This is a genomic window from Salinibacter sp., assembly GCF_042218895.1.
GTDB lineage: Bacteria > Bacteroidota > Rhodothermia > Rhodothermales > Salinibacteraceae > Salinibacter.
Genome location: NZ_JBDGQQ010000001.1, coordinates 34127 through 46602, shown reverse-complemented (window position 1 = coordinate 46602; position 12476 = coordinate 34127). Strand labels below are relative to the sequence as shown.

Below are 12476 nucleotides of genomic sequence, written 5' to 3'. Positions count from 1 at the left end.
GCCCGACCAGCCCTCCCTCCGGCGGCACCTGCTTCGTCGTCGAAAAGCCGCCCGGCCGCAGGGTCAGCCCCACAGACGTGATCAAGGCCAGGACGGCAAATCCGATCAGCCCCGTGCCGACGGTCCCGAACCAGCGACACGTCTCCGGTTCGAAGGAGAAGAGCTTGCCCAAGACCAGTCCCAAGATGCCCGCCGGCACCACGAGGAAAAGGGGGACGACGAGCACCTCCAGGACCGAAAAGACTCCGTCGAGTGCCAGCCCCGCAAGCAGAAGAGGTACGCCTACGATGAACGGGCCCAAAAAGAGGCACCCGCACCCGTACTTCGCACATCCTTCTCCCATGCTGTCCAAGGCTATACCTGCCGTAGCATTCGATTGCGAGGAGGCGAGAGGAGCACATCCTCCCGTTCAGCGTCCCTGCTCGGAAGCGTTCCCTGGGCTGCACGCGTCACTTTCCACCCCGAGGACCGCCCCCGCGCCCTCCAGTGCCCCGGACCGTACGGGACGGATAGTAGCCACTGGGTCCCCCCATGTATATGAACGACGGACCGCTGGTGTACCCGTCGTGGCCGAGGTATCCGTACCCTCGGAAGCTACAGGAGAAGAGGAAAAGGTACACCAGGACGAGAGCACCTCCCACGAGAATGACACTCCGGTATTCCTGCCACATGACGCGTCTAGGCGTTGATTATGATATAGCATGCTGTGCGCGGCGAGCCATCGCTTTTCGTCTCTTCCCAAGTTGTCCTCCGCCCCGAACTCGACGGTCTACTTCTATACTTCCTCGGTCGACCGAGCCTTCCCCCTCACCCAGAGAAACGCCCCGAGGATGAGTCCCAGAATGCCCGCAACGTAGTGGGGAAGCGAACTGCCCAAGTCTCCCGCCATCTCAACCTTGATCTGCGAAAGCTCACTCGGCTGCACGTCCGACTCCTGTTTGAACCGGAAATAGTAGGTGCCGGCGTCCGGAAGGGTCATCTTCGCGTTGAAGGAATGCTTGCTCTCGCGCCAGTACTCGCTATTGTATCCAGCCTCGTGCCAGAGCTCGCCCCCGAACCCCGTCAGGTACTGCTTCTCCTTGTTGAGAACCTCCGTAGTGATAAAGCTCCACCGTTTGAAGGTACTGCCCCCCTGATCGATGGTCTGCCGGATGGTGAAGTGCAGTACCGTGTTGGGCTCTTCCACCTGCACGGGGCCGATGGTTCCCCCCGTGGCCGGCAGCGTTTCATTAACCTCCAGCCCGGTGTTCATGTCCATCACGCAGGACGTCAGGTAGCAGACCACCCCGAAGAGCATCAGCACCTTGCCCACGCTTACCAAGGTACTGCGGGTCGACTCTTTCATGGCACCAATCGGACGCGTTCGAAGAACAGGGATCCGCTGGGAAGAACGGCCTCCGGATTACAGCACGAAGAACAGCACCCCCGAGAAGCCCACGGACACGGCGAACTCGAGGAGACCGGCCCCTACGTTCCGGTCCCGCACGATCTCCACGTTCAGGTCGGATTCCGGGATCATCATCTTGTCGAAGAAGAACCGGACGCCGACGAGGTATACGAAGATGACGAGCAGGTTGAGCCCGAGGATGCGCAGGTTCCCCACCCACCCGATGAAGTCGCCCGAGACGGCGCGCATGATGATGAGGCCGATGGCCACGAGCGCCCCGCTAAACCCGATGCCCGCCGCGAAGTTGTCCTGCTCAATTTGGTCCTGCAGCGAGTAGGGCGTCATGAAATCGTACAGCCACAAGAACAGGAGGAGGGCCACCTGGCCGAGGGCGTAGAACGCCAGGGCGGTGTGCGGCCCCCCGCCTTCTCCGTGCACGGCCCCGGCCACGATGAGCGCCGAGGCGACGTAGCTCCCGAAGCGCACCACCCCGGTCCCTGGATTTCGATCTTCCAGGATCTCCTTGTCGGCCGAAAAGCCGGTCAGGATGAGCTTGTCGTTGAGGTAGCGCGAGAGGAGGAGCAAGAGGATGCCGCCCAGCGCGTAGCCCCCCACGAGCAGCAGGTCGGTCTGCAGGCCGTGCGACGGTCCCAGCAGGGCCCCCACGTAGATGATCACGATCCCCAGGTAGTAGCCGGCGAGGCTGACGGCCAGGGCGGGATTGTCCTCCTCGGTGAGCACCTCCTCAATGTCGTAGGACGTGATCATGCGGTTGGCCCACCGCCCAATCATGAAGACAACGGCGAACAGGATCACAAAGCAGGTGCCGGAGACGAGGGCCTGCACAGTCGCTTCGCTGACGGTGGGCAGATTCATGGCGATGACCGGCGGTTGAGAGAAAAGCGCTGAGGGTCTGTCCGGCAGGCTAGAGCCTGGTCCCGGCCGATCTGTCAGCAGCGGCCGCCCCCCCCCGATGCGACGATCTGCCGTTACAGTATAGAAAGGGACGGCAGGGACTTCAAGAGAGATTCAGGGCCTGATTTTCGATGTAGAGCTGTCGATCAGGTCCAAGGCCCGGCTGTGGTGGATTGGTTTCGTTACCCTCGGCAAGCGAGAATGGCAACGTGGTGTCCGACATGGACTTCCTCCCCAGGGTGACGTGGATGAGGACGGCTCACACCCTCACGCTACGGCACTTCGGGGGGGTCTCTACCTCCTCGGACTCCGGGCTGGAGCACCGACCCGGCAGCCCAGTGCTCTTTCTGTCTCCTCACACTCGCCGCTACCTATCAGAGCGTGGAGCCGGCAGGAAACGACCGAGGACCATTCCGCCGAGGCCCGCACGGTCGCCGCTCAGACCGCGTCCGCCACGTCGTGTTTCTTTAACAATGACTCCACCGCCGGGCGGGCCGTGTCGACCATTTCCTCCGCCGTGAGGTCGGGATCGGCGTGCTCAACCAGTGTCTCGGCCGCCTCGTTGAGGGCCCCCCGCAGGCCATGCTTCACGATGGAGAAGCTCGTGCAGCGCCACCGGTCCTCGCCGGGCCAGTGGGCGGTAATGTAGGGCCGCTTCGCGTCGGTGGCCCGGCTGTAGGTCGTCATCGTGAACCCGATCCCTTTCACGCCGGTGCGGGTGACGGCCTCCCAGCGGCGCTCGTGCACCTCATCGGTGTGAAGCGGGCCCTCATCGGGCAGATCGGGAAGCTCCTCGAGCATCTCGTTGCGGTGCGCCAACGCCTTCTCGTAGGCCGACTCCTTGCCGCCGTACTTTTTGTCCGAGAAGAGTTTGGTGTGCCGCTCGCCGTTGCGGATGATGCGAACCTGCCAGCCGTGCGTGCGGCCGGTATCAATGCGGAAAAGGTTCTTCTTTTTCTCCATGGCGGACAGGAGGAAGTCCTGGCGGGAGATGCAGATCCGGGGTCTGGGGTCCTCAGCAAAGGTGTTTGTACGGGCCGGATCTCCGGCACGGTGCCCGGTGACGGTGGGGAGATCAGGGGAGAGAGATGAGGCCCCTGGAGGACCGGCTACGACCGACGGGTTCCCACCTTGCCCATCGCTACGCGCAGACGATTGCGGGCTCGCTCGCGGGCCGCTTCGTGCTTTTCGCGCTCTTCTCCCTTCACCCCCTCTTCGAGACGACGAAGGGCTCGCTCTTCAGCGTTCTCGGCCCGTTCCACGTCAATCTCCGACGCTGGCTCTACGGTTTCCGCCAGCACCGTCACGTTGTTGTTTAAGATCTCCAGAAAGCCCCCGCTCGTGGCAAAGACGATGCGGTCATCGTGCATGTCGGCGTACTCGTGGGCGGCCGTCGTCTTCACAATCAGGGGGCCGATGCCGAAGGCGGCGACCATGGGGGCGTGATCCTTGCGCACCTCGAAGGCCCCCTCTGTGCCCGGTGCGCGCACACCAGTGGCCGGGCCCTGGAAGGTGTGCTTATCCGGAGTCACGATGTCAACATTCAACTCATCGGGCATGGATCAACGTCGGGTTGCGGGTTGCGAGTACCAAATGGGAGAGGGGCAGCGCCGTGCAGAGCCAAGCGACGAACGAACCGGTTCACGTTCCACACTGACGTTATTCCTCCTCACGCATCTTCTCTCCCTCCTCAATGACTTCGTCGATCGTGCCCTTCAGCAGGAAGGCCCGCTCGGGCAGATGATCGAGCTCACCGTCGAGGATCATGCGGAAGCCCCGGATGGTCTCCTCAATGGGGACGTACTTGCCGGGCTGGCCGGTGAACTGCTCGGCCACGAAGAACGGCTGGCTGAGGAAGCGCTGGACACGACGGGCACGGTTTACGGCCTGCTTGTCCTCGTCGCTCAACTCATCCATTCCGAGGATGGCGATGATGTCCTGCAGCTCCTCGTACCGCTGCAGGATCTCCTTCACCGCCTGGGCGGTCTCGTAATGCTCCGTGCTGAGGGCCCGCTCGTTGAGCATCTGGCTCGTGGAGTCGAGCGGGTCGATGGCCGGATAGATGCCCTGCGTGGCCAACTGGCGCGAGAGCACCGTCGTGCAGTCGAGGTGGGCAAAGGTGGTGGCCGGGGCCGGGTCCGTCAGGTCGTCGGCCGGCACGTAAACGGCCTGGAAGGAGGTAATGGAGCCCTCCTGCGTGGAGGTAATACGTTCCTGCAGGTCGCCCATCTCGCTACTGAGGGTCGGCTGGTACCCCACAGCGCTCGGCATGCGGCCCATGAGCGCCGACATCTCCTGCCCCGCCTGCACAAAGCGGAAAATATTGTCGAGGAAGAAGAGCACGTCGCGCCCGCCGAGGTCGCGGAAGTACTCCGCAATGGTGAGGCCCGTCAGGCCCACGCGAGCCCGAGCGCCCGGCGGCTCATTCATCTGGCCGAAGACGAGTGAGATATTACTCTCCTCCTGCATCACGTCGAAGTCGACCTTGTCGAGGTCCCAGCCCCCTGCCTCCATCGACTCTCGGAACTCCTCCCCGTACGTCATCACGCCGGCCTCAATCATCTCGCGGAGCAGGTCGTTGCCCTCGCGGGTGCGCTCACCGACGCCCGAGAAGACCGAGAGGCCCTCGTGCGCCTTGGCAATGTTGTTAATGAGCTCCATGATGAGCACCGTTTTTCCGACCCCAGCCCCGCCGAAGAGCCCAACCTTCCCGCCTTTCGGGACCGGTTGAATCAGGTCCATCACCTTGATCCCCGTCTCCAGAACCTCCTGCGAGCCGGCGAGTTCGTCGAACTCGGGCGGATCCTGATGAATGGGGCGGTACTCGTCAACGTCCGGTTCGGGCAGGCCGTCAATCGGCTCCCCGACTACGTTGAAGAGACGCCCGCGGATTTCCTCACCGATCGGTACAGCGATCGGCTGACCCGTGGCGATAATTTCCTGGTCGCGCTGCAGGCCACCGGTTGAGTCCATGGCGATGGCACGGACGCGCCGCTCCCCAAGGTGCTGCTGCACCTCCAGGGTCAGCGTGTCTCCGTCCTCGCGCTCAACGCGAAGAGCATCTAGAATGTCGGGAACGCCATCGGCGGGAAACTCGGCGTCGACGACCGGACCGACGACCTCGACAATTTCGCCCTTGACTTCATTGGCTCCTACTTCCATGGAGAGCGGTCGGTTGTTCGATGAGGATAGAGGAATCGGGTGTGGCTCCCCCCGCAGGCCGGTGTAGCTGGCAAGAGGATGCGCAACACCTCAACGTACCAAGCACTGGAGGCAAATGCGCACGCAGCGGGTGAGAATTCCACAGTCGCACCGCAAAGAATCCGGGAATTCTAAACCGCGGGGAACGCTCGCTTTTTTGGTACAGGATTTCGTAAATTCAGCTATCGCGTGCGTTCCCGCACGACGTTCGAATCTGCTGTTTGGAAGAAGTCCCCTTCCCGTTATGATGTGTCCCCACGTTCGGACCGGCCTCCTCATCGTGCTGCTTGCACTTGGTCTCGCCGGAGGAGCGCGGGCCCAATCTCAGGATGCGGAAGCGGACCCGCTGCCCAGCATCGCCGAGAAGACCGAGGGGATGAAGAAGATTGACGGCTACTTCCCGGTCTACTGGGACTCGAAGACCGGCAAACTGTGGCTGGAGATCCCTCGGCTCGACACGGAGGTTCTCTACCTTACGTCCCTGCCCACCGGGCTCGGCTCGAACCCCGTGGGCCTCGACCGCGGCCAGCTCGGTACGCAGCGGGTCGTCCGCTTCGAACGGACCGGCCCGAAGGTGCTCCTCGTCGAGCCGAACCTCGACTACCGCGCCTCTACGGACAATCCGGAGGAGCGCGAAGCCGTGCGGGAGGCCTTCGCGCCGGGCGTCGTGTGGGGCTTCGAGGTTGCGGCGGAGGGAGAGAACGGGCACGTGCTGGTTGACGCCACGGACTTTGTCGTGCGCGATGCCCACGGGGTGGCTCGCCGCCTCAAGGAAACCGACCAGGGCTCGTATTCGCTTGAAAAGAGTCGTAGCGCACCGTACCTCAAAAACGTGAAGGCCTTTCCGAAGAACACCGAGCTGGAGGCGCGACTCACCTTCACGACGGACGGCGATCCGGGCGAGTACGTGGAGCAGACGGCCGCCGACCCCCGTTCGGTGACGCTCCACGTGCGCCACTCGCTCATCGAGTTGCCCGACACGTCGGGCTACTCGCCGCGCCCCTTTGATCCGCGATCGGGGCTTTTCTACAACAAGTACAAGGATTACGCGACGCCCATCGGGGAATCGATGGCCCAGCGCGTCATACATCGGCACCGGCTCCACTGCGCGGCGCCTCCCGCGGACGACGGCCTTTGTCCGCCGGAGGAGCCGATCGTCTACTACCTCGATCCCGGCACGCCCGAGCCGGTCCGCAGTGCCCTGCTCGACGGGGCGCGGTGGTGGGCCGAGGCGTTCCGGGCGGCCGGCTACGAGGACGCCTTCCGCGTCAAGATGCTCCCGGACACCGCCGACGCGATGGACGTGCGCTACAACGTGATCCAGTGGGTCCACCGGCGCACGCGGGGCTGGAGCTACGGGGACTCCGTCACGGACCCCCGGACCGGCGAGATCCTGAAGGGGCACGTCACCCTTGGCTCACAGCGTGTGCGACAGGACTATCTGCTGGCCGAGGGCATGCTGGCTCCGTATCAGGGCGCCCACGCCGACGGGTTCCCGAACCAGGAGGACCCGATGCTGAAGATGGCCCTAGCCCGGATCCGTCAGCTGTCGGCGCACGAGGTCGGCCACACGCTCGGCCTCGCACACAACTTCGCGGCGTCGGTCAACAATCGGGCTTCTGTGATGGACTATCCGGCGCCCCTCGCCCGCGTGGAGGGGGACTCGATCTCGCTCGATCAAGCCTACGACACCGGCGTGGAGCGGTGGGACAAGATGGCGATCCGCTACGCCTACGCCCGGCCGGGGCCCAATCAGACCGAGGCCGAGCTGCTCGACAGCATCATCCGGGACGCCGAACGCAAGGGCCTTCGCTACATCACCGACGCGGACGCACGGCCGGCCGGTGCCGCCCATCCGAAGTCGAATTTGTGGGACAACGGGAGCAACATGGTGCAGGCGCTCGACCGGGAGATGAACGTGCGCGACGTGGCGCTCGACCGTTTCGGAGAGACCGTCGTGAAGAGCAGCGAGCCCCTCGCGCGCATGGAGGAGGTGCTTGTGCCGCTTTACCTGCGGCACCGCTACCAGGTCGAGGCGACCGCGAAGCTCGTGGGCGGTGAGACGTACGAGTATGCCGTACGGGGGGAGAAGGACCCGGCGTTGTCAAGGCCTGTGCCGGCGGATCGGCAAACAGCGGCGCTCGACGCCCTCCTCTCGACGATCACCCCCTCGGCCCTGGCCCTGCCGGAGGCCGCCCGGGAGCACATTCCGCCGCGGCCCCCCGGTCATCCGTCCAACCGGGAGCTCTTCGAGGGGCGCACCGGCCCGACGTTTGACCCCTACGCCCCCGCGGAGGTAGCAGCTACGATGGTGCTCGACGCCCTCACGGTGCCGGAGCGGGCCATGCGACTCGTCGAGCAGCACGACGCCAACGCCGAGCTCCCGGGGCTTCGAGCCACGCTCACCCGGATCACGGACGCCGTGTGGAAGGCGGAGACGCCGGACGACGCCTATCGCGCTGAACTGCAGCGGACGGTGCAACAGGCGTGGGCCGACGTCCTGCTCGACCGGGCCGACACCGCCGAGATCGCCCCGGCCGTGCGTGCCCGGATGACACAGCACCTGCGTGCCCTGCGGGACTGGCTCAACGCCCATCCGGGATCGACGTCGGAAGCACAGGCGCACCGAACGTCGGTTCGAATGGCCATCGAGCGGTTCCTGAACCGCTCCCGCGACACGACAACGCGCCCCGCGGCCCTCGACGCCCCACCGGGCTCCCCAATCGGACACGCGCCAGGCTATCATCAGCGCCACGTTCAGCGACAGGTCTGGCTCGACCGTTGGGGGCCCAGCCCAGACGCCTGTTCCCAGCAGCGTCCGTGACGAGCCCGAGGCTCGCAGTGGGGACCCGCCTCCATTAGAATGGCGCCCAAAATATCAGGCCGAAGGACGGGCCTGATCCATTTCTTGCATGCTTCTTGCGTGTAGAGAGCAGGGGAAACAATAAGATACGATACGGAGTCTGGCTCCTACTGTCTGAACCCTAGGCGTAGGATTTTGAGCCAAGTCTGGCGTGAGACGTTTTGCGACTCGGATTCCGTATAACTTGGCGTCCCCTCGACTCCCAGCCGACAGATGGAATCCTTCATGGCCACGCCTCCCGTTGATCGCAACGCACTCGTCGAGCTTCTGGACGGAGATCCCGACCTCGTCGTGACGATTATCAACTCGTTCCTCGACGACTGTCCGAGCTACATGGGGGCCATCCGGGAGGCGGTGGAGGACGAGGACGCGGAGACGTTAAAACGGGAGGCACACGGGCTGAAGGGCGCCACCGGAAGCCTCCGGGCCCAGCCCGCATGCGAGGCAGCGACCGTGCTGGAGGAGATGGGGCGCTCGGCCGATTTTACGGAGGCAGAGTCTGCCCTGGAGACGCTCGATCACGAGATCGAACGCCTCAAGGAGGAGCTCAACGCACTCAAAGCGGAGTGCCAGGAGGCGTCCGGCTCGTAGGAGCGTCCGCTCGACGACCGAACTACTGCTGAGGAGGCGAGTCGTCGAAGTGCTCGAAGCCGTCCGGCTGTAGCGGGACATTCTCACCGTGGGCTCGCTGGAGGAGAACAGGATCGTCCGGATCGTCGGGCGTTACGACTTCCCCCACCACGTTGTAGGTTTGCGGGTCGAGAGCATCGAGATCGTCCTCCGGCATCGTGAAGACGAGTTCGTAGTCCTCCCCCCCAAAGAGGGCGTAGACGCTCACGTCTTCGCCGAAGTCGGTAGCCACATTTCGGGTTTCCGGGTCGATGGGCAGGGCGGGCTCGTAGAGCTGGGCCCCCACGCCACTGGCCTCACAGATGTGGTGAACCTCAGCGGCAAGCCCGTCCGAAATGTCGATGAGCGCGTGTGGCTGGGCCCCAGCGTCGGCCCACTCGCGGATTGCTTTAAGCTGGGCGGGCGGAGCAAGGTGGCGACGGATGACGTACGAGTACGAATCGAGCTTGGGGTCAAAATCCTCTCCCTCCTCCTCGAGGCGCTCGCGGTTGCGCAGGAGCACCTTCAGGCCCGCGAAGGAGGCCCCGATGTCTCCCGTGACGCACACCTTGTCGCCCACCTGAGCCCCCTCGCGGTAAATGACATCGCTCTCCGCCGCCGCCCCGACGACCGACACGGAGAGCGTCAGTCCGTGGGCCGCAACTGTATCGCCCCCCACGATGGTCACGTCGTAGGCGCCGCAGGCCTGATCGAGGCCTTCGTAGATCGTCTCTACCATCTCGACGGACGTGTTCTGCGGAATGCCGACCGACACCGTGGCGTAGCGCGGGGCTGCGTTCATCGCCACGATGTCGCTTACGTTCACCGACAGGGCCTTGAACCCGAGGTGCTCCAACGGCATAAATGCGCGGTCGAAGTGGATGCCCTCCACGAGCATGTCCGTGGTGAGGAGATGCACCTGCCCGTCATCGACGCGGTACACGGCCGCGTCGTCGGCGACGCCCGAGACGACCGAGTCGGCCTCCGGCTCACCGAGCGTGTCGCGCATGTGGGCGATGAGGCCGAACTCGCCAATCTCGGAGATGGCGGTTTGCTGCGGATGCTCGTGGGCTTCCATGGGAAGAAGGCGTTGAGTCGAGAGGAGGAAGAGGCGCCAAAGTACGCATATCCCAGGCGCGAAGGCGTGTTTGCGGAACGACGCGGGGAGGAAGGTCCTTTCGTCGGCTTTTTGATTGGGACGCCGGGCCGCCGCGGAAAGAAAGCGGCAAGGCGGCCTGCAACTCCCTGCCTCCCCCGAGGTGTTGGACGGGGGCAGCCGACGAAGAGTCGGCGTGGGCTCACGGCCCCGGCACGCTGATCGACCCCAGAAGCGTGCGTCTCGACGCGCCGGTCACCGACGGCAGATTGGTGGGCACGCCGTTGACGGTTTCATGAGCGAGGACGGCGAAGCAGAGGGCCTCCTTCGCGTCGGCGTCCACCCCGTAGTCGGCGGCAGTGCGAACGGGGATTGGCGCAAAGGCGTCGCGTAGCATCCGCATGAGCGCATCGTTGTGTGTGCCCCCACCGCTGGCGATGAGGACATCGATGGACTGGTCGGGGCGCACGTACTGCGCGTAGGCCTGATAGACGGAGGCGGCGGTGAGGAGGGTGGCCGTGGCCATCGTGTCCTCGGCGCTCAGGCCCCGGGACTGCGCAGCACCGAGCAGGTGGTCCACGTAGTCCGCCCCAAAGTCAGCACGGCCGGTAGATTTGGGCGGCTCCCGCCGGTAGAAATCGCCCTCCAGCAGGTCGGCCAGGAAGTCATGGTCGGGCGTACCGGCGTCGGCGTGCTGGCCGTCGGGATCGTAGGGAGCGTCGAAAAGGCGCTCGGCGAGGGCGTCGATCACCATGTTGGCCGGGCCGGTGTCGAAGGCGCGCACGTCATCCGGCGTTCCTCCAGCGGGCAGCACCGTGAGGTTGGCGATGCCGCCGAGATTGAGCAGCCCGCGGTCTTCCTCCGGATCGGTGAAGGTGACGTGGTCGAAGTACGGGACGAGCGGGGCACCCTGCCCCCCGAGCGCCATGTCGGACGGACGAAAGTTGCCCACCACGGGCACGCCCAGCTCGGTGGCCAGGGTCGACGGCTCGCCGATCTGCAGGGTCGCGCGGACCTCCTCGCCTGCACAGTTGGCAGGATCGGGGAGGTGCTGCACGGTCTGGCCGTGGGAGCCCACGAGGTCGAGCGCCTCGCGACTGCGCCCGGCGTCCGCCAACACGCTGTCCACAGCCTCGGCGTACACGCCGGCTAGACGAACGTCGAGCCGCGCAAGGTCGCGGACGGACGAGGACTCCGGTGCCGCATTGCGGCGCAGGAGGGTTCGCAGCGCTTTCGGATAGGGCACATGGACGAATCCGTCGGAGTCGACAGTGAGGTCCGTGCCGCTGCCGGAGAGGCGGGCGAGCGCGGCGTCGACCCCATCGAGCGAGGTGCCGGACATGAGCCCGACGACTACACGGGGCGACCGGCGGCGGAGTTGGAGGAGGGCGTCCATCGAGAAGGCATCATCCAGAACGGGAACACACGGCGGCAGAAATTACTCCCCCTCGTCGGTCGTGTCGGCCAGCTCACGCATCTCGGCGGCCTTCTGCCGGAACTCGTCGGCCCGGTCCGGTTCCTGCGACGCGAGCTCGCCGTAGATGCGGGCCGCTTCCTGGTAGTTCGCCTGGCTTTCGTGGATTTGCGCCAGGGTCTCCGAGACCATGTCCTGCGTGTCGTCCTCGGGCTCAGGCGGAGGAGCGTCCCCGGCGTCCGGGTCCGGGTCAACCCGCGCCGACTCAAGGTCCTCGATGAGACCTTCTAGATCCGCGTCCGAGCTCTCCTCTTCGAACTTTTCGATCTGCTCTTCAGGCGTGGAGGGCGGCTCATCGGACGACGAAGGTCCGCTCGGGGACGGCTTGTCGGGGAGGTCCGGGCGGGCCCCTCCCTGCCGGGCTTCCTTTTCGGCCCACCGACGCAACTGGGCGAGGTCGTCACTCTCCCCTGTCGTCGCTGAGCCCTCCTCGGAGGTCGCCTCCGTGTCGGGGTCCTCGTCCTGCTCCAGGGAAGACTCGCCTGATGCGAGCCGGGCCTCCAGTCCGGCGACAATTGCCGAGCGGTCCGAGCTTTCCTCCGCGTCGTCCATGCGCCGGAGCACACGCTTCTTGCCCTGCTCCACGATCGGACTGTTCGGCAGCAGCACGTACGCGTTCCCCCACGACCGCAGGGCCTGATCCCACCGCTCCTGAGCCTCGTAGGCACGGGCGAGCAGCACGTGGGCCGTAAGGTGGGCGGGGAGCCTGCGCACCTTCTGCTCAAGGACCTCGATCGCGGCGTCGATCTCCTTCTGCTCAAGCAGCTTGAGTGGCTCCTCAAGGGCAGGCAGGGACATGGGGAGAGGCCACTGGGAAGGAGAGAAGGCGAAGAGGGAAGCCCCGCAGTACACGGGCGGCGCCGAGCAGGGCGCGGGGGCTCAGAAGCACCCCGAGAGCATCTGTGTAACGGAATGACGGGGCGGATCGGTT

12 protein-coding genes are annotated in these 12476 nt (G+C 65.0%); 2 read left to right on the top strand and 10 right to left on the bottom strand.

The features are described 5' to 3' along the window. From ABEL04_RS00190 to atpD, 7 genes are all read right to left on the bottom strand, one after another. Nucleotides 1–343: hypothetical protein (locus tag ABEL04_RS00190; protein ID WP_375800351.1), on the bottom strand; the 343-nt coding region annotated here is incomplete at its 3' end. 106 nt (nucleotides 344–449) lie between these two features. Next, on the bottom strand, nucleotides 450–671 hold the full coding sequence (locus ABEL04_RS00185) for a hypothetical protein (RefSeq protein WP_375800350.1): 222 nt from the start codon (nucleotides 669–671) through the stop codon (nucleotides 450–452). 104 nt (nucleotides 672–775) lie between these two features. After that, entirely contained in the window at nucleotides 776–1345 is a 570-nt protein-coding gene (locus tag ABEL04_RS00180; protein ID WP_375800349.1) for a hypothetical protein, read from the bottom strand. Nucleotides 1346–1402: 57 nt separating this feature from the next. Next, nucleotides 1403–2263: a DUF350 domain-containing protein gene (locus ABEL04_RS00175; RefSeq protein ID WP_375800348.1), complete on the bottom strand. Its 861-nt coding sequence runs from the start codon at nucleotides 2261–2263 to the stop codon at nucleotides 1403–1405. Between the two features lie 477 nt (nucleotides 2264–2740). After that, nucleotides 2741–3265, bottom strand: coding sequence for an AP2 domain-containing protein (locus ABEL04_RS00170; RefSeq protein WP_375800347.1), 525 nt, complete (start codon nucleotides 3263–3265; stop codon nucleotides 2741–2743). 146 nt (nucleotides 3266–3411) lie between these two features. After that, complete coding sequence (atpC, locus tag ABEL04_RS00165; protein ID WP_375800346.1) at nucleotides 3412–3861, bottom strand: ATP synthase F1 subunit epsilon; 450 nt, start codon at nucleotides 3859–3861, stop codon at nucleotides 3412–3414. Between the two features lie 100 nt (nucleotides 3862–3961). Next, on the bottom strand, nucleotides 3962–5464 hold the full coding sequence (gene atpD / locus ABEL04_RS00160) for a F0F1 ATP synthase subunit beta (RefSeq protein ID WP_375800345.1): 1503 nt from the start codon (nucleotides 5462–5464) through the stop codon (nucleotides 3962–3964). A gap of 283 nt (nucleotides 5465–5747) precedes the next feature. Here atpD and ABEL04_RS00155 point away from each other — a divergent pair, with 283 nt between their 5' ends. Beyond that, complete coding sequence (locus ABEL04_RS00155; RefSeq protein WP_375800344.1) at nucleotides 5748–8327, top strand: zinc-dependent metalloprotease; 2580 nt, start codon at nucleotides 5748–5750, stop codon at nucleotides 8325–8327. A 264-nt stretch (nucleotides 8328–8591) separates the two neighbouring features. Next, nucleotides 8592–8957: an Hpt domain-containing protein gene (locus ABEL04_RS00150; RefSeq protein ID WP_375800343.1), complete on the top strand. Its 366-nt coding sequence runs from the start codon at nucleotides 8592–8594 to the stop codon at nucleotides 8955–8957. A gap of 22 nt (nucleotides 8958–8979) precedes the next feature. On the opposite strand, the gene thiL is transcribed toward ABEL04_RS00150, so the two are convergent. The 3 genes from thiL to ABEL04_RS00135 form a co-directional block, all read right to left on the bottom strand. Continuing rightward, nucleotides 8980–10053: a thiamine-phosphate kinase gene (gene thiL / locus ABEL04_RS00145; RefSeq protein WP_375800342.1), complete on the bottom strand. Its 1074-nt coding sequence runs from the start codon at nucleotides 10051–10053 to the stop codon at nucleotides 8980–8982. A gap of 220 nt (nucleotides 10054–10273) precedes the next feature. Then, a complete protein-coding gene (locus ABEL04_RS00140) occupies nucleotides 10274–11467 on the bottom strand; it encodes an anhydro-N-acetylmuramic acid kinase (RefSeq protein WP_375800341.1) in 1194 nt (397 codons plus the stop codon). Nucleotides 11468–11509: 42 nt separating this feature from the next. Then, nucleotides 11510–12343: a tetratricopeptide repeat protein gene (locus ABEL04_RS00135; protein WP_375800340.1), complete on the bottom strand. Its 834-nt coding sequence runs from the start codon at nucleotides 12341–12343 to the stop codon at nucleotides 11510–11512. Nucleotides 12344–12476 lie beyond the last annotated feature (133 nt).

Excerpts from the sequence above, each read along its gene's own strand:
- ABEL04_RS00180 (WP_375800349.1), bottom strand. The coding sequence starts at position 1,345 with ATGAAAGAGTCGACCCGCAGTACCTTGGTAAGCGTGGGCAAGGTGCTG.
- atpD (WP_375800345.1), bottom strand. The coding sequence starts at position 5,464 with ATGGAAGTAGGAGCCAATGAAGTCAAGGGCGAAATTGTCGAGGTCGTC.
- atpC (WP_375800346.1), bottom strand. The coding sequence starts at position 3,861 with ATGCCCGATGAGTTGAATGTTGACATCGTGACTCCGGATAAGCACACC.
- ABEL04_RS00185 (WP_375800350.1), bottom strand. The coding sequence starts at position 671 with ATGTGGCAGGAATACCGGAGTGTCATTCTCGTGGGAGGTGCTCTCGTC.
- ABEL04_RS00150 (WP_375800343.1), top strand. The coding sequence starts at position 8,592 with ATGGCCACGCCTCCCGTTGATCGCAACGCACTCGTCGAGCTTCTGGAC.
- ABEL04_RS00140 (WP_375800341.1), bottom strand. The coding sequence starts at position 11,467 with ATGGACGCCCTCCTCCAACTCCGCCGCCGGTCGCCCCGTGTAGTCGTC.
- ABEL04_RS00155 (WP_375800344.1), top strand. The coding sequence starts at position 5,748 with ATGATGTGTCCCCACGTTCGGACCGGCCTCCTCATCGTGCTGCTTGCA.
- ABEL04_RS00175 (WP_375800348.1), bottom strand. The coding sequence starts at position 2,263 with ATGAATCTGCCCACCGTCAGCGAAGCGACTGTGCAGGCCCTCGTCTCC.
- thiL (WP_375800342.1), bottom strand. The coding sequence starts at position 10,053 with ATGGAAGCCCACGAGCATCCGCAGCAAACCGCCATCTCCGAGATTGGC.
- ABEL04_RS00135 (WP_375800340.1), bottom strand. The coding sequence starts at position 12,343 with ATGTCCCTGCCTGCCCTTGAGGAGCCACTCAAGCTGCTTGAGCAGAAG.
- ABEL04_RS00170 (WP_375800347.1), bottom strand. The coding sequence starts at position 3,265 with ATGGAGAAAAAGAAGAACCTTTTCCGCATTGATACCGGCCGCACGCAC.